Here is a 24,500-nt window from a genome sequence, read left to right on the forward strand (position 1 = left end):
GTATTTTTTTTATTTTTGGTTTTTGCCACTTACTGCATCAATAAATTCTCTTTTGGTTAATGCACAGACCGCAAATCTGCCTCTTCCCGTGCAGTCATATAAGTGCTGTGCCACTTTACTGCCGGCGAGATAAAAGACATATCCCTTCCAGTCGAAGAAAACATTGGCATCGGAATTCTTCCACTTTTCAATGAATTGATTGCTACGTCCTACCCAAGTGGCAATCATAAACTTTCTTCCTGCATACTCTTGTTCTTTTGAGGTACTTAGTGCAGATTCAAATGCAAACTCATTGAACGATGTGTCACTGTGAATATGGACCAGCCAGAACATTTCATGATTTCTGCCATAGAACAATTCCCTTGATATTCTTTCCTGATCGGATATATTTGAATGCTGAAGCTCAAGGATTTTTCCTCTCGCTGTTGTCGAACTGCAGAAGATATCTGCCCTGTGTCTTTCGCCTGATAACTCATCAATCATAGAGATTTCCCTCGTTTCGATTGGAAAATGTTCTTTCCACGATAAATGCCATTCACCCTCAGGTTCACTCCAGCTATCGCAGTCGCCGGCTTTATGGCGCCAATGCTTAATATTTTGGGAGGGAAATACGGAAGTTAAGATCCCTCCGCAATCAGGGCATATTGTTTTCTCCCCTTTCACCAAAGGGGCTCTCTTAACACCGTCAATCCAAGCGTATAACATTTCAGTGAGTTTCCAAATAGATACTAACGGTAATCCTCATACTCTTCCTTTATTACAAGCACCTTGTCTTTATTAACGTCAATAATTTCTAACTCGTCCTCATATTCCTCCTTGCTGGTTATATAAGCTATCGCGGACACTTTTGCGGTTACATTTCTTTTTACTTCCTCAGTAGTAGTTTCGTAATAGTAGGTTTCCTTATCCTCACTATCATAGTAGGAATAATTTTCATCATCGATTGTCAGATCAACAGTAAAAGTTAGATCCGCTTCTATTTCGATTTCTATTGAGTGCTCATTAGTGGCTACAATTTTGTATTTTTTATCATTTACTTTTACTTCCGTTACATCTACATGATGTATCTCAACCCAGACAAAGGAATAATAGAGGCTGTTGTCGTCTAATATATATCTGTACCAGGTTTCAATTTCGTCATCAATTTTCTCAGAACTGTTTTCAAAAACTTTGCTGAGCACGGAAATACGATCTTCCTCCGTTAGATAAAATTGAAGTTTCTGGTCTAGATACGATTCATAATTTTTTGCAATTTCAAGATGATCGCTTTTATAGTTTAAAAAATCTTTGTCAGAAGAGAAGATTCTACATTTTATGTTCTGTTCAGCACTCCACTTTTCAATTAGGTCCAAAGCAAAAGCATCCGGAAATTCATATTTTTTATCTCCGCCGCCAAACGGAAATTCGTTTTTAAAGTATTTTCCAAATACATTTCCAATATTTAAATCCCGATAGTCAATAATTATAACTTTTGATTTTAAAAGAATGTCATCAAACTCGTCATTGAATTCTTTTTCAATATCCTTATTTACAATTCTATCGTAATTTTTTTTTCCGACGGAGCTGTGTCTCAAAACACGTGATTCAAATTGATTTTTATATTCATTTAGGTTCTGAACAGCTATTCTGCTAAAAATCCTAAACCTGTTTTTGACCTCCCCTATAGTGATCACTGTCATAACAATCTTTATCTTTTCTTCTTCTGATAATTTAAGGAGCTCTCGTATTCTTTTTCCATCGAGAAAATTTTCCTTTATAAAAATATTGGTATCCAGAATTATGTGTTCCATGCTTTATGAGTTTATCAATTTTATCTTCTAACAGTACATCTGTTATTGATTTTATATCTTAGAATGTGAATTTTCTACCAAAATTCAGTTAATTTTCTTTTTTAATTTGATCCAAAAGCTGATAATAAAGTTCTTTGAAGGACTTATTTTCAATATCCCACACTAGGTTTTTTCCAAATTGTGAATCCCAGAATTTAAAACCCGTGCATGCAATCCCCCATCCAGGATGATTATCTTCAAGCTTAAGTCTTTCCAATGCATTTGTCAATCTATCTTCTGCATTAGGATGCTTTGCTCCTTCGGTGGAAGCCTTAAAATAAAACATTACAACGATGCCAAATATAACTCCGATTTCATTAGCTAGTCTTTGGGCTTCTGCCGCAAAATGCGCCGGTTCGAAATAACCTTTCATTATGGAGTCTATGGCAAAATTGTCAGCTTCATATTCCATTTCACAGAACCTCGATTTGTCCGTATTTTTATCAATATTTTTGAGATGCTCAAATTTAAGATGTGCATATTCGTGGCACAGAATAAACTTAACCGCTGAATTGTAATATAAGGTTGTTTGCTCTATAAAGTCCCTATTTTCCGCCAGATATTTTTCCGGATTAGGTGATACATCAATATTCCACTTTTGGAAATCTACAATTAATGACCTAGCATAATCAAACATTTGAGTGGCTGTTTCGAGGTGGTCCTGATTAGCCGTATATGCTGCTTTACCTTGACGGTTATTGGTTTGTGGAAAATCAACAGTCTCAAGGTACTTAACAAATGTTGAGTAGATTGCACACCATACAAATGACAGAAATGTTTCATGTACTTCAATTTGTTTGGACGAGCCAATAATTCTCGGAGTCCAGAAACTGCCATCCTCTTTTCTCAAAGGTACTTCACCATATATCAGATCCACAATCTGATTGACTTTTCTCCCTTTGATATCAGCCGATAATTCTTCAAAAAACTGAGGATTGGTTTGTTGGAACATGTAAATTAACATTGGATGGTGCGGCCGTACAGGCTGAGTTCCAGCATGCATGTCAGGTCGATATAAGTTTATCACTCCTTTACTTTTAAATATCCAATCCATATCAAATTCTAAAATTTACACTAACCATAAAACAATCCGTTACTGGCAAACCTACAAAACTAATTTTTCATCATTTTGCGGTTTTCCATAATCTCATTTAAAAAGTCGTAAATTAATCGTTTTTCAGATGGAATGTTTACAGTAAAAATACCCGTTTTACAAAAAAAAGAACACTATTAAGAACCAAAAAAAATCAAAAATCATCATCAAATTATGATCTGAATATTTCAATGATAATAGTTTAATTTTAATTCATCAAAGTAAACTCATTAAGATACCTTTGAGTGATACTTTGATTAATAAAAAAATAAGTTTTAACGTTTTTTAACATTTAACCCCCACGATACATACAAACCACTCTTGAATAAACATTTAAAATAATTATCTTACAAATTCACTTGAAAATAGGCTAATTTCTTTAAATCATTCATAAAATGGTTTGTAAATTGTTCATTAAGGTCACAAAAAGAGACAACAAGCAAATAGTTGTCTCTTTTTTTATGCATAAATATGTATAATAAAAAAATCCCAAAACCTAAATAGCTTTGGGAATTACTTATATTTAAATGCTTGATTATTAACAATCCATAAGCAAATACTAAAATTCTGTAATCAATTCTTAATCATATTTTTTAAACATCTCTAACATTGTCTCAACATCCAAAACATCCATATCTACAAGTTTTAATGCTTTAACCATTTTAAGCGTAGATGTCTTATAAACCAGAAAATGGGGTGTTTTCAAATGAGATTGATACGATTCTTTATCAGCATAAATCTCTAAAACTCTAACCTGATTTGGATTTTCCTTTTGAAACATCGGAAAAATTGCAATTACTCCAGGCTCCAATCGAACATATGTTTCTGCTTCTTCTTTAAGAATTGCTTTGTACTGTTCCAGATATTCTGGCACTATTTCAATTTCAGACATGCGAACCATTTGATCTTTTTTTTGTGCAGAAACGATATTGCTGTTTAACAATGAAAAAAATATAAGAAGAAATAATCCAGTTGGAGTTATCAATGAGTTTTTCATAAATAAATTATTTGTTTTGTTTTGCCGCAATCACTTTTGTCAAAACTTTTTTAGCTGTATCGGCCTGCTGTTTTCCAATATTTTTTTCGATTAAATCGAAAGCTTCTAATAATTGCGTTTCAGTAATTCCGGTGTTCATTCCCATGCCGATATGAGCCTGCAATTGAGGAGCTACACCAGACATTGAGGCAAGAGCAGAAATGGTTATCAATTCACGCTGCTTAAAAGTTAGAACATCACGATTGAAAATGTCGGCAAACAAGTGTTCCTTTAAAAAAGTATCAATTGCTGGTGCAAATGCGTTCGCACCTTTCAATTCCTTCTCTTCAATTCCTGTAAGTTTCTGTAGGTTTTGTTTTCCCGATTGATACTTGTCTAATGTATTATCAATTTTAGAAGCTTCTTTACCTTCTTTATCCTGAATGCCTTTTGCTTTTCTTTCTTCAACAACAGCCATAAAAGCATTGATGCCATTTAAACTTCTCGGAAAACCGCAATACGCATAAAGCTGAACCAATATCTCTTTGATTTCATTTGTGGTAAGACCAGAATCCAGTCCGTTGTTTAGTTCAACTTTTAAATGATCAATATCGCCAATTGAGGTAAGTGCTGAAATTGTTATGATACTTTGTTCCTGAGTATTTAAGGTTTTATTTATAGAGATTTGTGCGCTCATTGTATTTGCAATTAACATGAAAACAAAAAATAGTATCAGCAGAAATTTTCTTTTGTTTGTCATGGTTTACTGTTATTTATTTACATTTTTATAATCCTCTTCCGAAACTGCTTCAAGCCAGACCACATTGATGTCTCCCGAATAATTCGTAATGGCAATATGAACCAATTTGCTTTTAGCCGATGCACCGTGCCAGTGCTCCACGTTTTCTGGAATGTTTACTACATCTCCTTTTTTAATATTTCTGGCTGTTTTTCCTTTTTCCTGATAAAAACCTTCTCCTTCTGTCACAATTAAGACCTGTCCTTTCGGATGCGTGTGCCAGTTGGTTCTTGCTCCTTCCTCAAATGTTACGCTTCCCATTGCAAACTCGTTGTTTTTATCTTTTGCCAATAATGGCGTTAAGAAAGCATTTCCTGTAAACCAGTCATTTGATAATTTATCTCCTTTTGGAAAAATCGAATTGTTGTTTTGCTCTGTCATCTCTTTTTTATTTTTATTAATACTGCAGCCTGATGATAGTAAAGTTCCGCTTATAATCAGGCATGCGAAAATTGTTTTTTTCATCGTTGATTCTATTCCAATTCTATTTTTACTATTACAGTTTCTTTCGTATTAAAAGATTCCATGCCGCTTGTAATCTTGCCTAAAGAAATTAAACCCGTTGCATAAGTGAAATTTTTATAAAACAATGCAAGGTTTCCCCAAGGTGCATAGTAAGTAAGATCCCCAACAAATGCGGCATAGCCGTTTGGCGCACTCTGAATGGTTAGCCTTTTATTTAAATCACTTACTTTTTCTGTATTATTATAATCTCTCAAAGTCAATGTTAAAGGCAATAAAGCTGCAAAGTCCTGACTCGTGGGATTATTATACAAAACTGCTTCTGCCAGTTTATCTCCTACCTGTATTCTTAATTTCATTACTTAATTGATTAAATTTACTAAATATTTGACAGCCAATAAAATGAACAATCAATAGTTTCAAATTACTGCACTGTATAACCTCCATCAACAGAAATAGCCTGTCCGATTACATAAGTAGATTTACTGCTGCAAAGCCAAAGCACTACATCGGCAATTTCCTCGGCTCTGCCGAGACGTTTAATAGGAAGTTGCTGTACTAATATATCCATTTCATCTGCTTGATTAACCAGCATATCCTCTACCATTGGCGTAATGATAATTCCTGGACAAACTGCATTAATTCTGATATTCTGAGGTGCATACTCTAAAGCCGCGCTTTTTGTCATCCCTAAAATACCATGTTTAGAGGCATGATAAGCTGCACGTCCTGGAACCCCAACCAATCCTCCTAATGAAGAATTGTTTACAATAGCTCCGCTTCCCTGTTTGCGCATCTGCTGCAATTCATATTTCATAAAATTCCACACTCCTTTTAGATTTACATTCAGTGTACGGTCGTATATTTCATTGCTGACATCCGCAAGTTCTTGAGGCGGTGCCTGTATCCCTGCGTTGTTAAATGCAAAATCTATGCTTCCAAACTGATTTACTATTTTTTCAATTGTGCTTTTAACCTGTTCTTCGTCTGCAACATCACAGATGAATGCTTGAGCTTTATATCCTGCGACTTTAAGTTCTTCTGCTTGTGCGCTGGCATCCAATATATCCACCAAAGCCACGCATGCTCCTGCTTCCGCAAATGCTTTAGCTGCAGCAAGTCCCATACCCATAGAAGCTCCCGTAATAACCGCTACTCTATCTTTAAAATCTTCTTTCATTACTTTTATTTTTAAAACGTTGAAGCATCAATTACATAACGGTAACGTGCTTTTTTATTTACTACTTTGTCCCAAGCTTCATTAATTTCATCTGCCTTGATAATCTCGATCTGCGGATAGATTTTATTAAGCGCACAATAGTCCATTACTTCTTGAGTTTCTGGAATTCCTCCAATAAGTGAACCGTTGAAATTGACGCGATTGAATATCATATTGAAATTATTGATTGTCAGTTCGCCATTTATAGGTTGGCCAACCTGTGTAAAAAATCCGTTTGGTTTAACGCAAGAAATATAGTTTGACATCTCATAAGCGTAAGGCACTGTCGAAATCATATAATCCAATTTTCCAAAAAGCGGTTTAAGCTGTTCCTGCTTTTCATCTACAATAATGACTTCTTTAGCTCCGAATGATTTGATATCGTTTACCTTATCTGCTGAAGTTGTAAAAGCATATACATCAGCACCTTTTGCTGCTGCTATTTTCACAGCAAGATGTCCAAGTCCTCCAATGCCGATAACACCAACTTTATCTCCTTTTTTTATTCCTGTTTTCATCATAGGCGAATACGTAGTGATACCTGCGCATAATAATGGTGCAGCATACTGCAAGTCTATGTTTTGAGGAATCTTTATAGCAAAATGTTCCGTAACCACAATATTATTTGAATATCCTCCTTGCGTAATGCCGCTTGGAGATGTAGCATCTGGCGCGCCGTAAGTTCCTACCATACCTGTAGTTTCACAATGATGCTCTTCCCCATTTTTACAGCTTGTACATTCCATACAGCTGTCTACCATACAACCTACACCTGCCTTATCGCCTACTTTAAATTTGGTTACTTTTTTACCCACTGCAGAAACAACTCCCGCAATTTCATGCCCAGGAACCTGCGGATATTTCTGTGCTCCCCAATGTTCCCTGATAACATGAATATCCGAATGGCAAATCCCTGAGAATTTGATATCTATAAGAATATCATAATCGCCTATTGCTCTGCGTTCGAACTCCCAAAATTTAAGAGGTGATTTTTTATCTGTTCCTGCATACCCTTTTGATTTTATCAATTTGTCCATAGTTACATTTTTAATTTCGTTATTTTTATTATTTCTTTCGCTGGCAAGCAGACCTGAAACATCCGCCAGTGCTAAACCCGTTCCGGCCAATGCTGCCTGCTGCAGAAACTTTCTTCTTGATTTTTCCATATACTTTTTTATATTTCTGTTATGCATATCTATCTTTTTCTAAAGAAGACAGCTGTAATTCAATGTTCATTTAACTTTTACAAAATTCAGCATAAGCGGAAAGATGGCATTTATATATTCTACTGTTATACCTACCACTTTTACTGATTCGCTAAAACCGACATACAAAAGGACTTTAGATTCAATACCTTTGTGTAAAAATTACTATTATGAGTTCTGTAGAAAGATTTGACACCGTAAAACAATACAATGATTCGGTGGGTGCAGATACACTTCATCCGCTTGTAACTGTGGTAGATTTCGAGAACATTCCGCCATTTAGCTATTTCCGTCGTTACATGGGGGTTTATGCCGTATTTTTAAAAGAGGTTAAGTGCGGTGATATAAGATACGGTTGCCAACCTTACGATTACGAAGACGGAACATTAGTTTTTATTGCGCCGGGACAGGTTTACGGCATAGATACAAAAGGAGAAAAGATTACTCCAAAAGGGAAAGCACTGGTTTTTCATCCTGATTTAATTGCGGGAACCAATCTTGGAAAAACAATTAAAGAGTACTCTTTCTTTTCTTATCAGGTTAATGAAGCGCTGCATCTTTCTAAAAAAGAAAATGCGGTTATTAATGACTGTTTTGATAAAATTGCAACGGAAATTGAATTGAATATTGACAAGCACAGTAAAAGCTTGATAGTATCGAATATCGAACTTTTTCTTAAATACTGCATGCGTTTTTATGACCGCCAGTTTATTACCCGAACACATGCCAACAACGATATTTTAACCCGTTTTGAAAATCAGCTGAATGAATATTTCTTATCAGACAAACCTGCTTTAATCGGTCTGCCGTCTGTGGGGTATTTTGCCGATCAGTTAAACTTGTCTGCTAATTACTTCGGCGATTTGATTAAGAAGGAAACAGGAAGCACTGCACTGGACTATATCCAGTCAAAATTAATTGAACTTGCTAAAGAAAAAATATTAGAACAGAATAAGACCATCACAGAAGTGTCTGACGAACTTGGTTTTAAATATCAGCAGCACTTTACAAGACTGTTTAAACAAAAAGTTGGAATGGCGCCTGTTGAATTTAAAGGCTTAAATAAATTGAATTAAAAAAAGTATCACTCTTTTCTCCTTTTAACATTTAACCCCTACGATACATACAAACCCCTTTCTATTGAAAAACAAAAATAATTATCTTACAAATTCACTTAAAAATAGGCTAATTTCTTTAAATCATTTATAAAATGGTTTGTAAATTGTTTCGTAGAGTCACTTAAGGAGACAAATAGTAAATATTTGTCTCTTTTTTCATATAACCATATAGATTTTTTCAAGCCTTCACAGCCTAATATTTGTGGTTCGAATTTTTCCATAAGGGGCTGTCCAATGGTTCGAAATCCCGTTAAGGATACTTTTTTTTCTCTTCTTGGTTTATCGTAATTTTTTGATACTAAATATAAAATAATTCCAAAATGGACTTAAACATATTCTTTCGCAAAAGCTAAGGCGAATTTCAAATAAATAAGCTATCGCAGAACTATCCATACAAATTTTTTATCTCCGACATAACAAAGGTGCTTTGGGTACTCCCTATACTTTCAACTGATCCCAATTTATTAAACACAAAATCTTGATAATGCTTCATGTCTTTGGCAGAAACTTTCATTAAAAAATCGTAATCACCTGAGATATTATAACATTCTACAACTTCGTCTATTTTCATAATATCACTAACAAACTGATTCCCAATATTACGATCGTGCTGTTTAAGTTTGATATTACAGAAAACAATAAATCCCCTGTTTAATTTTTCTGCATCAAGTAGTGCTATATACTTCTTAATATAACCATTGTTTTCTAATCTTTTAATTCGCTCAAAAACTGGCGATGGCGAAAGATTTACCATCTTTGCAAGCTCTTTTACTGTATACTTAGAATTATCATGCAGTATATTTAGTAACTGAAGATCAATATCATCTATCTGCTCCATATTTTTTTTACTTAGAATGTTAGTTTAATTTATTTCTAAATTAGAATAAAATTCTTCAAACACAATTAAAAACAACACAAAAAACTTATTTCAAACAAATCAGAAATATAATCATCTGTAAAATTTTCTTTTACAGTATAAAAATTCTAAAGACCATGTTTTATAGAATGACACATAATAAATTACAAGCAAACTTCGATTATCCGCCAAATTGACTTTTAAAACTGTACTTCTTTACGTCGAGCCATACCCTGAGCAATGATGCTTGCGGCAATCAATTGCAAGGCATGATAAAGCATGAGCGGCAGCAATACGATGCCAGTGATAGTACTGTACTGAAAAAGTACTTTTGACATAACGGTTCCGTGTACCAATGACTTTTTAGACCCGCAGAATAAGACCGTAATACGGTCTTCATCTGAAAAACCAAGTAGGCGGCTGAGAACTCCCACACAAAAAAATACGGCAAAAAACAGTGCCATCATCCCCGCAGCGAGTCCAGCAAGTTCAAGGGCTGTGAAACCTTCGAAAAGATGTTCAGAAAATGACTTGCAAAACGACGTGTAAATAATCGTTAGAATAACTGCTTGATCGAAATATTTGAGCTGTTTCTTGTATTTTTCGGCAATGGCGCCGAAACGCGGATTGAGGCTTATGCCAATGATAACAGGCAGCAAGACTTGCAAAATCAACTTTAAGCCGATTTGAGTGACATCAAAATCACCTGTCGCAGAAGCTATGAACAGCCCAACCCAGAGCGGCGTAACCACTACTCCAATCAAACTGGAAATACTCGCATTGAAAATAGCTGCGGGTATATTTCCCTTGGCGATGGAAACCATGACCACGGAAGAGGATACTGTAGACGGTAAAGCTGCCAGAAAAAATACACCTAGCCAAAGCAGCTCGAAGCCGTTATTGACAAATAACGGGCGAAACGCTAAAACAATGAGCGGAAAAAACAAAAAGGTTGTCAACTGGACGACAATGTGCATTTTCCAGTTGGAAAGTCCAGCTTTTAGTTTCTCAACACTTAATCGCATGCCATAAAACAAGAAAATCAAGGAAACGCCAGCATTGGCAATTTCCTCTAGCGAAACCGGTTCTTTGACCATGCCTGGCTTTGGTAAAAAATAAGCCATCATAATCATGGTGGCTATCATTAACAGGAAACCGTCGAAACCTGCTTTTTTCAATAATTCTAATAATTTCTTCAAAGTGTTTTAAATATTATTTCTCCGTAGAGTCACGAACTTCATTTTAATATATTGAGACTAAATCCCTAGTTCTTTGCGTATAATTTCTGCTCCTGCACTTAAAGCACTTAACTTGCCTCTAGCTACGTTACGAGATAGCGGAGCCATACCGCAGTTTGTAGAAGGGTAAAGATTTTCGGCATCTACAAACTCAAGAGCTTTACGCAGCGTATCAGCGACTTCTTCTGGTGTTTCGATAGTGTTCGTTGCCACATCGATAGCACCGACCATTACTTTTTTACCGCGAACAAGTTCCATTAAATTTAAAGGCACATTGGAATTGTGACATTCTAAAGACACCACATCAATTTTAGATTTTTGAATTTTCGGAAAAATTTCTTCGTATTGTCGCCACTCAGAACCTAATGTCTTTTTCCAATCAGTATTCGCCTGTATTCCATAACCATAGCAAATATGAACTGCAGTTTGACAGTGTAAACCTTCAATGGCTCTTTCTAATGCTTCCATTCCCCAATCGTTTACTTCATCAAAGAATACATTAAATGCAGGTTCATCAAACTGGATAATATCTACCCCTGCGTCTTGAAGTTCTCTTGCTTCTTCATTGAGTGCTTTCGCAAACTCCCACGCCAATTTTTCTCTGCTTTTATAATGGTCGTCGTACAAGGTATCTACCATTGTCAGCGGGCCTGGCAATGCCCATTTTATAGGTTTATTAGTCTGTTTACGTAAAAATTTAGCATCTTCAACAAAAACTGCTTTTTGACGTGCAACCTCACCTACAACCACTGGAACACTCGCATCATAACGGTTACGAATTTTTACTGTTTTACGATTTTCAAAATCTACACCGCTTAAATGCTCGATAAAAGTCGTTACAAAATGCTGGCGTGTCTGTTCGCCGTCACATATAATATCTAAATCTGCCAATTGTTGTTCCTGCAGAGAAATACGCAATGCATCTTGTTTCCCTTCAAGTAGCTGATCACCTTCTAATTTCCATGGTGACCAAAGTTTTTCGGGTGGTGCAAGCCAAGCAGGTTTAGGTAAACTTCCAACAATAGAGGTGGGTAATAATAATTTCTTCATAATAGTATAATTTTAATGCGTTGTAATCAATTAAAGGATAAAATTAGCAGACCATTCTTCTAGAAGACTTTTGTAAGGCTTAATGAAATGCTTTTCTGCATATTTACCTTGTTCTACCGCCAGTCGGCTGCGCTCTTCGCGGTCATAAACTACGCGAGTCAGTGAATAATCTTCGTGTTTAAGACTAGGTTGATAGATTTTCCCAGCCACTGAATTTGCATTGTAAATTTCAGGGCGATAAATCTTCTGGAAAGTCTCCATCGTACTGATTGAGCTGATTAGTCCAAGATCAGTATAATCCGCAAGTAAATCTCCAGAATGATAAAAAGCCATCGGTGCTACACTGTTCGGAGGCATGAAAAAACGAACTTTTAAGCCCATTTTAGAGAAATATTCATCAGTGATAGAATACTGATCCTGCAGATACTCAAAGCCCAGAACCGGATGCTGATACTCAGTGCGAGTATACGTTTTGTTGCTCGATACACTTAGACAAATGATCGGTGACATCTTAAAGTGTTCTTTATAAGTAGCTGAATTTACAAAACACTTATAAAGTTTTCCGTGCAAATCACCAAAATTTTCAGGAATACAAAAATCAGATTTATTTTTATTGTGCTCGATCAATAAAATACTGAAATCATAATCACGTACATAAGAAGAAAAATTATTCCCAGCAATACCTTCGATACGCTGACTTGTTTTACGGTCAAAAATATTCGTTTTTAAAACTTCAATCAACGGCAGATTGTTAATACCATTTTTATCATCAATACTCATTGTCACTGTGATGATTTCAAGTTCTACAAGGTAACGATCAGCTTTTGGATTATCTAAATGAGCCAATGCATTAAATCGATTGTTAATCATATTTAAGGCATTACTTAAGTTTTGTTGACGATTAGCTCCTCTAGCCAAGTTTGCAAAATTGGTTGTCAGACGCGTTTGACTTGAGGGATTATAGTTTTCATCTAAACAAGTACTCTTTAGTGTGAATTGAAAATCATTCTTGCTTGTAATCTGGATGTTTTCAATATCCTGCTTTTCGTTTATTCCCCTATCTTCTTGTATGTTCGCTTTCATCTGATGACAATATTTAGTTTTTTTACCCTGCAAATTTGAAAATAAAAGATTAAATATTTTTACAAACACTTAAAATCAGATAATTATTCTTTTTACATGCATTTATAAAGATTATTAATCTTTAAACAAATATGATAATGAAGAAAAACAGATAATTATTCTGTAGTGAGCTAAGATGATTGGTTTGGGGGTTCCTTGGAGCAATCCAAAAACTCGAAAAAGAAAACAATATAATTTATATTTGTCAAAATTTAAGATAGACATAGCAATGAATTTGATAGAAAATTTAAAATGGCGTTACGCCACAAAAGCTTATAATAACATTAAAGTAACAGAAGAAAAGGTCGATCAGATCTTAGAAGCTATAAATCTTTCAGCATCTTCTTGTGGTCTGCAATCTTACCGAGTTTTTGTTGTTAGCAATCCAGAAATCCAAAAGAAATTAGGTGCTGATTCGTATAATGGACAGATTAGCTCTTGCTCTCATTTGTTAGTTTTTGCTGCATTCACTGATATGACTTCGAGTTACATTGACGATTACATAGCAATGACAGAAAAACAAAGAGGTCTTGATACTGGTGCCTTATCCAGATTTAAAAATGGACTTCATTCCTATTTCAGCGCTATTAACGTAGAACAAAAAGCTCTTTGGGCGGCCAAACAGGCATATATTGCGCTAGGAACTGCACTTATTGCTGCGGCAGAATTAAAAGTGGACGCCACTCCTATTGAAGGATTCAATGCTGCCACTATTGATGAGGTTTTGGGTTTGAAAGAAAAAGGGTTGCATTCTACTGTTATCCTCGCTTTAGGATATCGGGATTCGGAAAAAGACTATATGGCAGCTACCAAAAAAGTTCGTTTACCTATAGATGAAATGATAACTAAAATTTACTAATATTATCACTTATCTTATAAATTCACCTGAAAATAAGCCAATTTCTTTAAATCATACATAAATTGGTTTGTAAATTGTGCAGTAAGGTCACAACAAGGGAACAAAAGATAAAAAACAATCTTTTGTTCCTTTTTTTTTAGTACAATTATCTATTATTCAAACAAATAGACTACAAAAGTTAGTACCCAATACAGGTAAAAAAATTGACCACAAAAATTATGTTAAAAAATAGTGGTAATTTCTCGCATATTATGGATTTGAGTCTAAATCTAAACGTTTCAAAATCAAGCTTCGTAAACGTGTCTGATGTTCATCTCCCCAATTTCCGATTGTAGCAATTACTGGAATTAATGTTTTTCCAAAATCGGTCAGGCTGTATTCGACTTTAGGAGGTACAACAGGATAAATGACCTTTGATACCAATTCATGATCCTCTAATTCTTTCAGCTGTATATTTAAAACTCTACGCGAAGCATCAGGGATTTTACGCTGCAACTCACTTGGCCTTTTATGACCTTGATCAATAAACCAAAGCAGGCGTATTTTCCATTTGCCATACAACACTTCCCCTATCAGGTCAAGTCCGCAGTTCAGGTTCGGGATTATTTTTCTTTCATACATATAACAAAAGTAAACCTATGTTCCGATTTATACAATAGGGGAAAAATTTATCCCTATATGAATCGTAACTCCGTACTTGTGAGAAAGTTGCATACTTCTGAAATTTGTACAAAAGAAATTTAAATCGAATATAAGATGGATTATCAAAATGAATTATCAGGTAAAATTGCCCTTGTAACAGGAGGCACAAAAGGAACTGGAAAAGCAATTGCAGAAAGACTGCTACAAGCTGGCGCAACAGTTATTATTACTGCGCGAAATGCACCAGAAGAAGAAAACACCAAACTACATTTCATTGCTTCAGATTTAAGTAAGGCAGAAGGAACACAAAAAGTTGTCAGCGAAATACTGTCGACTTACGGAAGACTGGATATCCTTGTGAATAATCTAGGTTCTTCAACTACACCTGCAGGCGGCTTCAACGCACTGACTGATGAAGACTGGGTATCTACCCTACAGGCTAATCTGCTTGCTCCTGTTCGGCTTGACAGAGGCTTTTTGCCACAAATGATAGACAAGAAAAACGGTGTTATCATTCACATAGCCTCAATTCAGGGCAAATTACCTTTGTATGATTCTACTCTACCCTATGCTGCAGCAAAAGCGGGACTTATCAATTACAGCAAAGGTTTGTCTAAAGAAGTATCTCCAAAGGGAGTACGTGTGCTGACTGTTTCTCCAGGATGGATTAATACAGGAGCATCGAAAGCCTTTCTGGGAGAAATTGCAAGAAACGCAAACAGTACCGTAGAAGAAGCACAGCAAGGTGTTATGGATGCATTGGGCGGAATACCTTTTGGCAGGCCAGCCGAGCCAGAAGAAGTCGCAGAACTGATTGGTTTTCTTGTTTCACCTAGAGCTAAATATTTAACAGGAACTGAATTCGTAATAGACGGCGGTACAGTGCCAACTATTTAATAATCTTTAAAAAATTAAAAATATGAACTTACCTAAAGTACTAACAGATTTAGTCAATGCACAGAACAGCTTCGACAGCAGTGCTTATGCCGATTGTTTTTCAGAAAATGCCGTGGTATTCGACGAAGGCAGAACGCATAACGGAAGACTGGATATCCAGCAGTGGATAGACTAATCAAATAAAAAATACAAATCAGTAATGAAACCTCTTGAATATGCTGAGAATGGCACAGCAAGTGTCTTAACTGCAGAATGCTCTGGAACGTTTCCGGGAAGTCCCATTACACTACAATTTCATTTTGATATTGCTGATGGGCAAATTCAGCATTTAAAAGTGACGGGATAAAGAAAAGAGAATGATTGATTTTCTGCATTGCTCCAAAAAAGTTAGAAACTTTTTTGGAGCAATGCAGTTCTTTTTTTGCCAAATTTAATAAAAATGCAGATTTAACTTTACTGAATAAAATATTTACTCGTACTATTTGAAAACTTCAATTTAAAGTTTAATTCTCTCACCATCCGCAGCAATGATTACTTTATTAGAAATGCCATTGCTTTTTACATAATCTGCAAGTTCTTTTCTGCTCAGAACACAATGATTGATAGCTTCCATATGTATTGCAACAATTGTGGCATTCGGTAAAACTTTGTGTACTTTTAAAACATCTTCTTTCCCCATAATAATGGCTCCAAAACCATCCACCTGAGCGAAACCTGTATTTAAAACAATAACATCGGGTTTCAAACTTTTCAAAACAGCTTCAAAAGAATCTGTCCAAATCGCATCGCCAACAAAATATACTGACTTTTGGCCTGCTTCATTAAAGAAATAACCTGAGACTTCACCTAATCTTTCTGCCAATTGAGGATTCGCATATGCCTCGTCCGATCCATGTTGGGCATGAATTTTCTGAATTTGGATATTCTTAAATTTCGATTTATCCGATAAAATTCGCACATCTTTGAATCCTTCATTTCGTACAATTTCAGCATCCTCCTTGTTCTGGGTCAAAACAGGCTTGTCTTTTGGAAGCATTTTTATAGCTGCTTCATCCCAATGGTCAGGATGCAGATGAGTTAGAAGCACTGCATCTGGTGCAAGAAGACTTTCGGCTTCAACTGGAAGTTCAACCAGAGGATTACGCAGATTTGAATTTGCCGTTCCCGGAAAACCTGGATAAGCTCCTTTTTTCGCTAGCATAGGATCAATAAGAAATTCACTGCCTGCATAATGAAACACCACAGTAGCATTTCTGATTAATTGGATACTTGTCTGCTTCTGCCCATAAGACAAAGTCATAAATGCAATTAAAGCAATTGCCGAAACTAATTTTTTCATGTTTTTTATTATTAGATTATCATCATACGCCAGCATTATAAATAAAGATACAGGCAGAAATAAATTTTGATGCAAAGGTAAATTGGTGATTTACAGAACAGGCTACCAAATAATAATCAATAAATGCCATTCTGATAAGCTAATTGAAATTATGTCAAAATAATTTTCATCACTCTTCTTGGTTGATTTATCAAAATGGCAGTTTTACCATCCGATTTGGTAGCAATCGGGCTACTGCTGCCATATAACTTTGTATTTGATAAACTTAAAACAGTGAATTATGAGCAAGGCATTAATTGTTATAGACATACAGAATGATTACTTTGAAAATGGAGCAATGGAACTTTCAGGCGCTCTAAAGGCAAGTGAGAACGCGGCTAAAATTATTGAAAAATTCAGGTCTGAAGGACAGCCAGTTGTACATGTCCAGCATTTGTCCGTAGCTCCAGGATCATTTTTCTTTCTGCCTGAAACAGAAGGCGTCAAAATCCACCAGAATGTAAAACCGCTGGAATCTGAAAAGGTAATAACTAAATATTATCCTAACAGTTTTAGGGATACTGATCTGTTGGAATATCTAAAATCAAATAACATCACAAAACTTATTTTTACAGGAATGATGACTCATATGTGTGTGGATGCTACTGTAAGAGCGGCAAAAGATTTTGAATTTGAATGCACTGTGATAGGCGATGCCTGCGCTACAAGGGATTTGGAAGTTAACGGCCAAAAGGTAAATGCTGCAGATGTGCAGACAGCGTTTCTGGCAGGATTAAGTTTTTTCTATGCTTCTGTAATAAACACAAGTGATTATCTGGCAGTTTAAAACGATCAATAGTAAAAGCAGTAACATAAATTATTTAAATTTTCACTAAATTTGAAATGCATCTGTTTATAGAAGGCAGGTGCTTCTCTGTTTTATTAATACAATAAATAAAAACGGTTGAGAACAATTAAATTTCATAAGTCGGAATGCGGCGTTGATATTCTACTAAATGTTTTGAGAGGTAGTGATGTAAAAGTCAACTACCTGAAAACAGAAATCTATAATGCTGATTTTTTTGAGATTCTTCTTTTTAAAAAAGCAAAAGGCACTCTTATTTTAAATCAGCGAAAAATAACTATAAGCGACGATACCATTGTATTTATTTCTCCTTTTCAGAAGAGACAATGGAATTTAGAACCTGACGGTTTAGATTTTACCATTCTTGTTTTTCAGGAAGATTTTCTTAATGATTTTTTCTCAGATAAATTTTTCACCTATCGCCTATTGTACTTTTATCAGTTAAACTATCCGCTGAGTATCAATATTGATAAATCTGATCTTGAAAAAGCATGCAATATCCTTACCGAAATAAAAGGAGAACTTTTGGACCCAAAACCTGACAGCGTGCACATTATACGTTCGCTTTTATACTATTTATTGCAGAAATTCAACCGTGAATATGCTAATAGATTTAATCTTTCTCTAGAGAAAGCAGAAAATAATTACGCCTATCAGTTTAAACAATTGCTCGAACTCCATATTACACAAAAACAGCGAATCGATGACTATGTCTCTTTATTAGGCATAAGCCGTATAACTATTAATTCGGCTGTTAAAAAGCAGTTTAACGTTACCGCAACACATCTTCTAAAGCAAAGACTTCTCTTTGAGATAAAAAATTACCTTATCCATTCAGGAAAAAATGTTTCAGAAATCGCAGATGAACTGCACTTTTCTGAACCCAGCCATTTAATGCGTTTTTTTAAAATGCAGACCGGAATGACGACTACCGAATTTTTAGCTTATTATCAAAATGATACATTTGGTTAATTTATAAAATAACAAAAAATTTGAGGAGTTCGATGCAGAGAAATTTCTTCGGCCATTTGCCGATATAAAAGATTTTGAGTTTATCAAAACTAAATTATAGTCATTCATAAGATGGTTTGTAAATTGTGCAATAAGGTCACTAAAAGAGATAACTAGCAAATAGTTGTCTCTTTTTTTATACACTAAGATGTAAATTTTTCAAGCCTTAAAAACTGATATTTTAAGGTTCGATTTTTTTAAGAAGAAACTTTTAGTCTGTTTAAAATAAAAAATCTTAAAGTAGTGTCATTGCAGATTTAACCAGCACTGAACAATAGTACTAAGTTTTAATCTGTAATTAATTTGAATTTTACAGGTTGAAAAAACACATTTGAATTTTTCTCAAAATAAATTCCGTTTTCTTTTTTATCTAATTTTACTTTGTAATTATGAATTAAGGTAGTTTGTGCAATAACATTTACTTGGTAAGCATCTCCAGTTTTATTTGCCTCAGATATATCCTGAATAATACCATTAATGACAACCGATTTAGGAACAGCAGCAGTGTCATTTAATTTAAAACTAACAATATATCCTCTTTCACTATTACTGTTATAGCTTTTATACGTTTGATTTTTTAAAAGTTGTCTGGAACAGGAAAAAAGAAAAAAAAGTCCAAAAGAAAATAATAAAAAGACGGCTTTAGGAATACTATTTTTCATACTTTTAGCGTTTTTATACGCAACAAATTTAACTTAAATTAAACGATTCAAAAAATAATGAAACTAAAATATATTGTTAAAACATTACTTGTAGGATTGGTTTTTACAGCTTGCAGCAAGGATTCTGATTCTGACTCTAAAGAAGCCACAACTACCACGCCTGACGAGATCAACAACTTTGTTTGGAAAGCTATGAATTCTTGGTATTACTGGCAATCCGACGTTGCTGATCTGTCTGACAGCAAAATCAATTCTACCACTGCATATAACAATTTTATCAACGGAAAAACTCCCGATGCGCTTTTCTATTCACTTCTATATCAAAGAGGAACTGTTGATAGATTCTCTTGGATTGAAAACAGTAATGAGGTAGTACAGGCTTCAAAAGTTGCAGAAGTTGAAAAAAAAGGCGGTTTTAGTTATGCAATTTATCCGAAAGATGCATCCAATACAAATATGGTAGCCTTAATTAACTACATTGTACCTGGCTCGCCAGCAGCTTTAGCGGGATTGAAAAGAGGAGACGTTATTACAAAAATAAATGGAAGCCAGCTTACTTCAAGTAATTATGGCCAACTAGAAAATACACAAATCACCGTTACTTTGGCAGCAAGCGTGCAATTTACAAGCAGTAGTATGGTAACCACAGACAAAGCAGGAACTGTAACTGTAACAAAAGCTGATATTGATGAAAATCCGGTTGCTTATTACGAAAAGAAAGTATATGGATCAAAGAACATTGGTTATCTGGTGTTTAATGGTTTCAAATCAGATTATAATGACGAGCTAAATGCATCTTTCGCTAAAATGAAATCAGATGGAATTAACGAATTGGTTTTAGATTTAAGATACAATGGAGGAGGTTCATTAGAAACTGCAGTTGCTCTGGCACAAATGATTAACGGAAGTTTTACCAACAAACCATATGCTTACTTAGACTTCAATAATAAACACAATAATGAAGACGGCTATGAAAATCTTTCCGAAAAAGTAAAAATTTTTAATCTGGTTGATAACGAGCCAACTTTTCAGAGAGAAGAAACTATAAACAGCCTTACTTTGACCAATATATATGTGCTGGTGAGTTTTCAAACCGCTTCTGCCAGCGAACTCACCATACAATGTCTAAAAAAATATATTAACGTAGTCACAATAGGCGAAGAAACGGTTGGCAAATTTGTAGGATCGAACACACTATACGATTCTCCCGCTTCTAATTATATCTCCTATGCCAATCGAAACACTAAACACAAATGGCAATTACAACCCATTACATTTTCATATTATAACAAAGACAAAGACCCAAATCCAACTAAAATTACACCTGATCACGAAATTAATCCATATAGCACTTTCTTAAATCTGGTTGAATTTGGAAACGTAAAAGATCCTTATTTGAATAAAGCTCTTGAATTAATTACAGGTCAAAGTATGCGAACTACAGCAAAAAACGTTGATTCTTCTTTTTCATTAAAATTTGACAATCTTGCTGCATTCAACCCTACAAATACTGCAAAAGGTTTATATATACAGGATTTTAAAAGTTTGGGAAAACAATAAATAACAACGAAATTAAATCTAAAAACTAAAATCATCGCTAAATTTTGATTTGAATAGTTTAATGATAATGGTTTAATTTTATGTTATCAAAGAAACAGTTTGTAAAAATGTCCAGAAAGGGTCACTACAGACAAATGGCGCCAATTGGCGCCATTTTTTTATTTACACTATTTTATTAATAGTCGAACTTACTTTTTCATAAGATAAAGATAATCTGTTGTATTGCCAACGTTTCGCAAGCGAATCTGCGAATTATTAAACTCAAACAATTTCCAGCTACTGTTATTCAAATTCTTCAGTATTTTACAATGAAAAGCTAGAACTTTTTGGAGTATATTCCTATCCATAAGCATTAAAGCGTGATGCTGAATCAAATAAAAAATGAATTTACAGTATTACTGCGTTTATTTAGTGTATTTTAGCGCGGCAACTATTTATCCCAAACAGTAAAATAAACATTTTTTGGAAGATTATGTTTATGGACAGCCCGTCTCTGCTTAACAGCTGCTGACGGGCTTTATTTTAGGATTTAAATATTCTAAGTCGTTTAATAATCTTTTTAAAAAGAAAACGGATTTTCAAATTAATAAGTTAAACTAATTATTTCTAAAAACTAAACCAAATAAGATATTTTGTTTATCTCCCCGGCCCTGTGCTCCCTCCTATTTTAGTTACCAAAGAAGTCAGAGTAAAACTCGAAGATAATATTTTTATAGTTTGTTATTTTTTTACACGGACTCCTTACTCCGTTTTACCATCAAAAGTTACGTTCCCAAAATTTATTTTCTGCATTTCATACATAAAAGGCATGTGAGAACCGGCTATCCACTGTTTATTTTTATAAATAAAAGACAAATGTTTTTCATAAGAACCTCCAGGAGTAAAAATTCTAAGACTATCCCCTTCATTAGGTTCGTAATCAAAATCAAAACAATTTTTACTATTCAGATCAGCAACCATTTTTTCATTTGTTAAATCTACCGTTAGCATTTTTTCAGGCATATACCCCATTCCATCCATAGTAGTTTTACTGAAACCCATGCATTTTTCTAAAGTCCAGGTAAATTCGGTACGTCTTTTTTTTCTATTCTTACGAGAATTTTTATGGTGAATAACAGTATTTATTCCGTTCGGAACACAAGTACACAATTTAATTTCTTTTCCAGATTTGCACATATATTTTCAATAGTAGTGAAGTCTGCTAATTTAATTATAAAATCATAAACCCGTAATTTAATTGGATTATTCAAATGCAAATATTTTATAATTAGAATTTTCAAACAAAAAGTCCATCCGCGAACGAATGGACCTTTTTAGAAATTTATTAAACTTAAAAAATAAACCAAATAAGATATTTTGTTTATCTCCCAGGCCCTGTACTACCTCCTATTTTAGTTACCATAGAAGTCAGAGTAAAACTCGAAGATAATGTCGGATTACTAAAAGTTCCTCCTAAATACAATCCGTTAAATTCAGATGCGTTACTAACACTAGAAACCGTAACCACTCTGTAGGTTTTACCCGAACTGAATTTACTACCAGACAATAATAAAGTCGTAAAACTCGCAGGTGATTTAAAAGTCATAACTTCTGCATTATCACTATCTAATACGCTATATACAGTCCCAGAATTTCCACTTCCCAGAATAGCAGATGCCTGTGTAGATACACTTGCAGTTGGCGAACTCGTTGCTCCTCCCGCACCAATCAACAAACCTCCTGTAATCTTGAATGTATTATTATCACAATCAAAACCTTCTTCTGGACTTTTGGCTCCAATCGCAAAGATTTTTCCGCCCGTTACAGTAAGCGTCCCATTAGAATCAATACCATCATTTGTTGTACTGTAGGCTACAATAGTTCCTCCATTGATGTAAATAGCATCTCCAGCATTTATTCCATCATCTACAGCTTTGATATAGATTTCTCCATCATTGATTGTCAAGATACTTTTACTTTCTATTCCTTCGCCTCCTGTGCCTGTTGTTGTGATATTTATAGTTCCGCCATTAATTACCACATAAGGATCAATTGTATTATCAGTATCATACGAAGCTACTATTCCATCATCGGCAACATTGATCGTTATGTTTCCACTATTGATGATAATATGTCCTTCTTCAGCTTCTATTCCATCACTAGACGCTTTAATATTTAAAGTACCTCCGTCAATATAAACCGCATCATTTGTATGAATACCATCTGAAGAAGCTTTCGTTATATTAATCGTTCCGCTTTGTACACGAACGTAGTCATCGGATACAATACCATGTTTATTATTTCCTGCAACATTAAGAATTCCGCTGCCTGAAAAAATAAGCTGACCCTCGCTAAAAAAAGTTCCTTTTTGATCTTCGGTTGAGGTAGCATAAGTCGTTCCATCTTCCAAAGTATTGGTTCCGCTTAATACAATAAAAGCGCGTTTACCAGACTGAATATTGATTGCTGGTCCATCATTATTTTTGATAGAAACACCATTTAATGTCAGTTTATATTTTTTATCACTATAGATTTTCAGCATTCCATCAGTCGTAGTTCCGGTTACTTCATAAGCAACTTCGGCTACGGTAGAAGTAATTGTAACATCTGCGCCAGAACTGGCAACTGTTACTCCTGTTACTGCATTTTCTACAGTGGCAGTTGTACCATTGTATGTGATTTTAACTGTAGAACTAAAGGTTGAATTAGCCAAAAGATCATCGGCATTTGCGCCAGTCTCAGAAGATCCCTCAGATGTTCCTTTTGCAGCAGTCGCACTAATTGTTACAGGATTATCTGTTGTAACAGTATTATCATCTTCATCTGCATCGTTATCTTTTGAACAGGATATTGTAAAAACGCCTAAAAATAGACAACAATAGAAATAGGTTTTAGCTTTCATGTTATTGGGTATTTTAAATTAATAATGGTGAAATGAAATTCTAGACGCGAATTATCGCCAATACTTTCATGTATTTTAGAAACTGAATCAATAATAAAATCTAATCTGCTTTCTTAGTTATCAGCAGCAAAAATCTAAATTAGATCAAATTACAAGCAGGACGAAATAAAATATATCGATGGTCTTATTTCCTAGACGGATTTTAGATTTGTGTCGACTTTAAATCAATTTAAAGTTTTGAAACTGTTACTTTTTATTCCCAATAATTTCAAAAGTTACAATCACACCATCTTTCATTATGTAAAAAGCCCATTCATTTGAATGGGCTTTTAGTGGTGACTTTAATTATGAAACTTTCTCTCGCGGGTCGTCAATATGCATTTTTGAAACATCGTAGCGCATTCCTTCTCTATCTACTATTCTAACATTTTTTACGACAGTGCTTAAAGCAGTTAAAAATGTTTCTGAATTTTCATGGCGTTCATAGGCTTCCTGATCTCTCCAACCTTCCAAAAGATGAAAAGTGTTTTCATCTGTCAAATCTTGCGAAAAAGCATAGTAAATACATCCTTCCAATTTATTAGCTGCAATCATTTCTGGAATAACTGCGTCTATAAAAAGCTGTCTGTCTTCTGGATGAACTTTATAATAAGCGCTTACTGTAATTTCTGTTTTTTCGGTTTTGTCATGGCTATTCGAAGTGCCCTTTTTTATACTATTTTCCATTTTGTTATTTTTAATGATTAAATTATTTTACAAATTTCCGCTTAATGCCTAAACTGTAAATTGATTCGGAATAAGTAAAAACTTGATATAGATCAAGAGTTTGAAAAAAGCA

27 protein-coding genes are annotated in these 24,500 nt (G+C 34.6%); 8 read left to right on the top strand and 19 right to left on the bottom strand.

Going from position 1 to position 24,500, the window contains the following annotated elements; genetic code table 11:
* Positions 1-9 precede the first annotated feature (9 nt).
* The 9 genes from VGE71_RS20465 to VGE71_RS20505 form a co-directional block, all read right to left on the bottom strand.
* The gene (locus tag VGE71_RS20465; RefSeq protein ID WP_331139961.1) at positions 10-705 is read right to left on the bottom strand and encodes a hypothetical protein; all 696 of its coding nucleotides are present in this window, start codon (positions 703-705) and stop codon (positions 10-12) included.
* A gap of 23 nt (positions 706-728) precedes the next feature.
* Positions 729-1,790, bottom strand: coding sequence for a PIN domain-containing protein (locus tag VGE71_RS20470; RefSeq protein WP_331139962.1), 1,062 nt, complete (start codon positions 1,788-1,790; stop codon positions 729-731).
* An 88-nt stretch (positions 1,791-1,878) separates the two neighbouring features.
* Positions 1,879-2,781, bottom strand: a complete 903-nt coding sequence (locus VGE71_RS20475; protein WP_331139963.1) for a phage exclusion protein Lit family protein — start codon at positions 2,779-2,781, stop codon at positions 1,879-1,881.
* A gap of 721 nt (positions 2,782-3,502) precedes the next feature.
* On the bottom strand, positions 3,503-3,919 hold the full coding sequence (locus tag VGE71_RS20480) for an antibiotic biosynthesis monooxygenase family protein (RefSeq protein WP_331139964.1): 417 nt from the start codon (positions 3,917-3,919) through the stop codon (positions 3,503-3,505).
* A gap of 7 nt (positions 3,920-3,926) precedes the next feature.
* On the bottom strand, positions 3,927-4,595 hold the full coding sequence (locus VGE71_RS20485) for a carboxymuconolactone decarboxylase family protein (RefSeq protein ID WP_331139965.1): 669 nt from the start codon (positions 4,593-4,595) through the stop codon (positions 3,927-3,929).
* 72 nt (positions 4,596-4,667) lie between these two features.
* Entirely contained in the window at positions 4,668-5,162 is a 495-nt protein-coding gene (locus tag VGE71_RS20490) for a (R)-mandelonitrile lyase (RefSeq protein ID WP_331139966.1), read from the bottom strand.
* An 8-nt stretch (positions 5,163-5,170) separates the two neighbouring features.
* Positions 5,171-5,518, bottom strand: a complete 348-nt coding sequence (locus VGE71_RS20495) for a cyclophilin-like fold protein (protein WP_331139967.1) — start codon at positions 5,516-5,518, stop codon at positions 5,171-5,173.
* A gap of 65 nt (positions 5,519-5,583) precedes the next feature.
* The gene (locus VGE71_RS20500) at positions 5,584-6,339 is read right to left on the bottom strand and encodes a glucose 1-dehydrogenase (RefSeq protein ID WP_331139968.1); all 756 of its coding nucleotides are present in this window, start codon (positions 6,337-6,339) and stop codon (positions 5,584-5,586) included.
* Positions 6,340-6,350: 11 nt separating this feature from the next.
* Positions 6,351-7,544, bottom strand: a complete 1,194-nt coding sequence (locus VGE71_RS20505; protein WP_331139969.1) for an NAD(P)-dependent alcohol dehydrogenase — start codon at positions 7,542-7,544, stop codon at positions 6,351-6,353.
* A 209-nt stretch (positions 7,545-7,753) separates the two neighbouring features.
* Between VGE71_RS20505 and VGE71_RS20510 the strand changes: the two genes are divergently transcribed.
* Positions 7,754-8,659, top strand: coding sequence for a helix-turn-helix transcriptional regulator (locus VGE71_RS20510; RefSeq protein WP_331139970.1), 906 nt, complete (start codon positions 7,754-7,756; stop codon positions 8,657-8,659).
* 427 nt (positions 8,660-9,086) lie between these two features.
* Here the strand turns inward: VGE71_RS20510 and VGE71_RS20515 are convergent, their stop codons facing one another.
* From VGE71_RS20515 to VGE71_RS20530, 4 genes are all read right to left on the bottom strand, one after another.
* A complete protein-coding gene (locus tag VGE71_RS20515) occupies positions 9,087-9,539 on the bottom strand; it encodes an Lrp/AsnC family transcriptional regulator (protein WP_331139971.1) in 453 nt (150 codons plus the stop codon).
* A gap of 218 nt (positions 9,540-9,757) precedes the next feature.
* The gene (locus VGE71_RS20520) at positions 9,758-10,756 is read right to left on the bottom strand and encodes a bile acid:sodium symporter family protein (RefSeq protein WP_331139972.1); all 999 of its coding nucleotides are present in this window, start codon (positions 10,754-10,756) and stop codon (positions 9,758-9,760) included.
* A gap of 57 nt (positions 10,757-10,813) precedes the next feature.
* Complete coding sequence (locus VGE71_RS20525; protein ID WP_331139973.1) at positions 10,814-11,845, bottom strand: methionine synthase; 1,032 nt, start codon at positions 11,843-11,845, stop codon at positions 10,814-10,816.
* Between the two features lie 30 nt (positions 11,846-11,875).
* Complete coding sequence (locus VGE71_RS20530) at positions 11,876-12,928, bottom strand: DUF1852 domain-containing protein (protein ID WP_331139974.1); 1,053 nt, start codon at positions 12,926-12,928, stop codon at positions 11,876-11,878.
* Positions 12,929-13,103: 175 nt separating this feature from the next.
* On the opposite strand from VGE71_RS20530, the gene VGE71_RS20535 reads away from it, so the two are divergent.
* Positions 13,104-13,826 (top strand): nitroreductase family protein, encoded by a 723-nt coding sequence (locus VGE71_RS20535; protein ID WP_331139975.1) that lies wholly within the window; start codon positions 13,104-13,106, stop codon positions 13,824-13,826.
* 249 nt (positions 13,827-14,075) lie between these two features.
* Here the strand turns inward: VGE71_RS20535 and VGE71_RS20540 are convergent, their stop codons facing one another.
* Complete coding sequence (locus VGE71_RS20540) at positions 14,076-14,447, bottom strand: winged helix-turn-helix transcriptional regulator (RefSeq protein WP_331139976.1); 372 nt, start codon at positions 14,445-14,447, stop codon at positions 14,076-14,078.
* Positions 14,448-14,582: 135 nt separating this feature from the next.
* Here VGE71_RS20540 and VGE71_RS20545 point away from each other — a divergent pair, with 135 nt between their 5' ends.
* The 3 genes from VGE71_RS20545 to VGE71_RS20555 are packed head-to-tail and all read left to right on the top strand — an operon-like array spanning position 14,583 to position 15,711.
* Entirely contained in the window at positions 14,583-15,365 is a 783-nt protein-coding gene (locus tag VGE71_RS20545; protein WP_331139977.1) for an SDR family oxidoreductase, read from the top strand.
* A 22-nt stretch (positions 15,366-15,387) separates the two neighbouring features.
* On the top strand, positions 15,388-15,540 hold the full coding sequence (locus tag VGE71_RS20550) for a hypothetical protein (protein ID WP_331139978.1): 153 nt from the start codon (positions 15,388-15,390) through the stop codon (positions 15,538-15,540).
* Positions 15,541-15,564: 24 nt separating this feature from the next.
* On the top strand, positions 15,565-15,711 hold the full coding sequence (locus tag VGE71_RS20555; protein ID WP_331139979.1) for a hypothetical protein: 147 nt from the start codon (positions 15,565-15,567) through the stop codon (positions 15,709-15,711).
* A 150-nt stretch (positions 15,712-15,861) separates the two neighbouring features.
* Here VGE71_RS20555 and VGE71_RS20560 read toward each other — a convergent pair whose 3' ends face one another.
* Positions 15,862-16,704, bottom strand: coding sequence for an MBL fold metallo-hydrolase (locus VGE71_RS20560; RefSeq protein ID WP_331139980.1), 843 nt, complete (start codon positions 16,702-16,704; stop codon positions 15,862-15,864).
* Positions 16,705-16,984: 280 nt separating this feature from the next.
* On the opposite strand from VGE71_RS20560, the gene VGE71_RS20565 reads away from it, so the two are divergent.
* Positions 16,985-17,530 (top strand): cysteine hydrolase family protein, encoded by a 546-nt coding sequence (locus VGE71_RS20565; RefSeq protein WP_331139981.1) that lies wholly within the window; start codon positions 16,985-16,987, stop codon positions 17,528-17,530.
* Positions 17,531-17,647: 117 nt separating this feature from the next.
* Positions 17,648-18,520 carry an AraC family transcriptional regulator gene (locus VGE71_RS20570; protein WP_331139982.1) on the top strand — a complete coding sequence of 291 codons (873 nt, stop codon included), beginning with the start codon at positions 17,648-17,650 and terminating at the stop codon, positions 18,518-18,520.
* A 326-nt stretch (positions 18,521-18,846) separates the two neighbouring features.
* Here VGE71_RS20570 and VGE71_RS20575 read toward each other — a convergent pair whose 3' ends face one another.
* On the bottom strand, positions 18,847-19,221 hold the full coding sequence (locus tag VGE71_RS20575; protein ID WP_331139983.1) for a hypothetical protein: 375 nt from the start codon (positions 19,219-19,221) through the stop codon (positions 18,847-18,849).
* A 57-nt stretch (positions 19,222-19,278) separates the two neighbouring features.
* Between VGE71_RS20575 and VGE71_RS20580 the strand changes: the two genes are divergently transcribed.
* On the top strand, positions 19,279-20,781 hold the full coding sequence (locus VGE71_RS20580) for a S41 family peptidase (protein ID WP_331139984.1): 1,503 nt from the start codon (positions 19,279-19,281) through the stop codon (positions 20,779-20,781).
* A gap of 741 nt (positions 20,782-21,522) precedes the next feature.
* On the opposite strand, the gene VGE71_RS20585 is transcribed toward VGE71_RS20580, so the two are convergent.
* The 3 genes from VGE71_RS20585 to VGE71_RS20595 all read right to left on the bottom strand — a co-directional run bounded on the left by VGE71_RS20585 (position 21,523) and on the right by VGE71_RS20595 (position 24,388).
* Positions 21,523-21,957, bottom strand: a complete 435-nt coding sequence (locus VGE71_RS20585; RefSeq protein WP_331139985.1) for a hypothetical protein — start codon at positions 21,955-21,957, stop codon at positions 21,523-21,525.
* 184 nt (positions 21,958-22,141) lie between these two features.
* A complete protein-coding gene (locus VGE71_RS20590) occupies positions 22,142-23,662 on the bottom strand; it encodes a carbohydrate-binding domain-containing protein (RefSeq protein WP_331139986.1) in 1,521 nt (506 codons plus the stop codon).
* Positions 23,663-24,007: 345 nt separating this feature from the next.
* Positions 24,008-24,388: an antibiotic biosynthesis monooxygenase family protein gene (locus VGE71_RS20595; RefSeq protein ID WP_331139987.1), complete on the bottom strand. Its 381-nt coding sequence runs from the start codon at positions 24,386-24,388 to the stop codon at positions 24,008-24,010.
* Positions 24,389-24,500 lie beyond the last annotated feature (112 nt).

The organism is Flavobacterium sp. (assembly GCF_036405015.1).
Classification (GTDB): Bacteria; Bacteroidota; Bacteroidia; order Flavobacteriales; family Flavobacteriaceae; genus Flavobacterium.

What these genes read in the sequence shown, in the direction of transcription:
- VGE71_RS20550 (WP_331139978.1), top strand. Translation starts at nt 15,388, where the DNA reads ATGAACTTACCTAAAGTACTAACAGATTTAGTCAATGCACAGAACAGC.
- VGE71_RS20540 (WP_331139976.1), bottom strand. Translation starts at nt 14,447, where the DNA reads ATGTATGAAAGAAAAATAATCCCGAACCTGAACTGCGGACTTGACCTG.
- VGE71_RS20510 (WP_331139970.1), top strand. Translation starts at nt 7,754, where the DNA reads ATGAGTTCTGTAGAAAGATTTGACACCGTAAAACAATACAATGATTCG.
- VGE71_RS20480 (WP_331139964.1), bottom strand. Translation starts at nt 3,919, where the DNA reads ATGAAAAACTCATTGATAACTCCAACTGGATTATTTCTTCTTATATTT.
- VGE71_RS20580 (WP_331139984.1), top strand. Translation starts at nt 19,279, where the DNA reads ATGAAACTAAAATATATTGTTAAAACATTACTTGTAGGATTGGTTTTT.
- VGE71_RS20485 (WP_331139965.1), bottom strand. Translation starts at nt 4,595, where the DNA reads ATGAGCGCACAAATCTCTATAAATAAAACCTTAAATACTCAGGAACAA.
- VGE71_RS20595 (WP_331139987.1), bottom strand. Translation starts at nt 24,388, where the DNA reads ATGGAAAATAGTATAAAAAAGGGCACTTCGAATAGCCATGACAAAACC.
- VGE71_RS20545 (WP_331139977.1), top strand. Translation starts at nt 14,583, where the DNA reads ATGGATTATCAAAATGAATTATCAGGTAAAATTGCCCTTGTAACAGGA.
- VGE71_RS20525 (WP_331139973.1), bottom strand. Translation starts at nt 11,845, where the DNA reads ATGAAGAAATTATTATTACCCACCTCTATTGTTGGAAGTTTACCTAAA.
- VGE71_RS20585 (WP_331139985.1), bottom strand. Translation starts at nt 21,957, where the DNA reads ATGTGCAAATCTGGAAAAGAAATTAAATTGTGTACTTGTGTTCCGAAC.
- VGE71_RS20505 (WP_331139969.1), bottom strand. Translation starts at nt 7,544, where the DNA reads ATGGAAAAATCAAGAAGAAAGTTTCTGCAGCAGGCAGCATTGGCCGGA.
- VGE71_RS20530 (WP_331139974.1), bottom strand. Translation starts at nt 12,928, where the DNA reads ATGAAAGCGAACATACAAGAAGATAGGGGAATAAACGAAAAGCAGGAT.
- VGE71_RS20560 (WP_331139980.1), bottom strand. Translation starts at nt 16,704, where the DNA reads ATGAAAAAATTAGTTTCGGCAATTGCTTTAATTGCATTTATGACTTTG.
- VGE71_RS20515 (WP_331139971.1), bottom strand. Translation starts at nt 9,539, where the DNA reads ATGGAGCAGATAGATGATATTGATCTTCAGTTACTAAATATACTGCAT.
- VGE71_RS20465 (WP_331139961.1), bottom strand. Translation starts at nt 705, where the DNA reads ATGTTATACGCTTGGATTGACGGTGTTAAGAGAGCCCCTTTGGTGAAA.
- VGE71_RS20495 (WP_331139967.1), bottom strand. Translation starts at nt 5,518, where the DNA reads ATGAAATTAAGAATACAGGTAGGAGATAAACTGGCAGAAGCAGTTTTG.
- VGE71_RS20535 (WP_331139975.1), top strand. Translation starts at nt 13,104, where the DNA reads ATGATTGGTTTGGGGGTTCCTTGGAGCAATCCAAAAACTCGAAAAAGA.
- VGE71_RS20490 (WP_331139966.1), bottom strand. Translation starts at nt 5,162, where the DNA reads ATGAAAAAAACAATTTTCGCATGCCTGATTATAAGCGGAACTTTACTA.
- VGE71_RS20555 (WP_331139979.1), top strand. Translation starts at nt 15,565, where the DNA reads ATGAAACCTCTTGAATATGCTGAGAATGGCACAGCAAGTGTCTTAACT.
- VGE71_RS20565 (WP_331139981.1), top strand. Translation starts at nt 16,985, where the DNA reads ATGAGCAAGGCATTAATTGTTATAGACATACAGAATGATTACTTTGAA.
- VGE71_RS20500 (WP_331139968.1), bottom strand. Translation starts at nt 6,339, where the DNA reads ATGAAAGAAGATTTTAAAGATAGAGTAGCGGTTATTACGGGAGCTTCT.
- VGE71_RS20575 (WP_331139983.1), bottom strand. Translation starts at nt 19,221, where the DNA reads ATGAAAAATAGTATTCCTAAAGCCGTCTTTTTATTATTTTCTTTTGGA.
- VGE71_RS20470 (WP_331139962.1), bottom strand. Translation starts at nt 1,790, where the DNA reads ATGGAACACATAATTCTGGATACCAATATTTTTATAAAGGAAAATTTT.
- VGE71_RS20590 (WP_331139986.1), bottom strand. Translation starts at nt 23,662, where the DNA reads ATGAAAGCTAAAACCTATTTCTATTGTTGTCTATTTTTAGGCGTTTTT.
- VGE71_RS20475 (WP_331139963.1), bottom strand. Translation starts at nt 2,781, where the DNA reads ATGTTCCAACAAACCAATCCTCAGTTTTTTGAAGAATTATCGGCTGAT.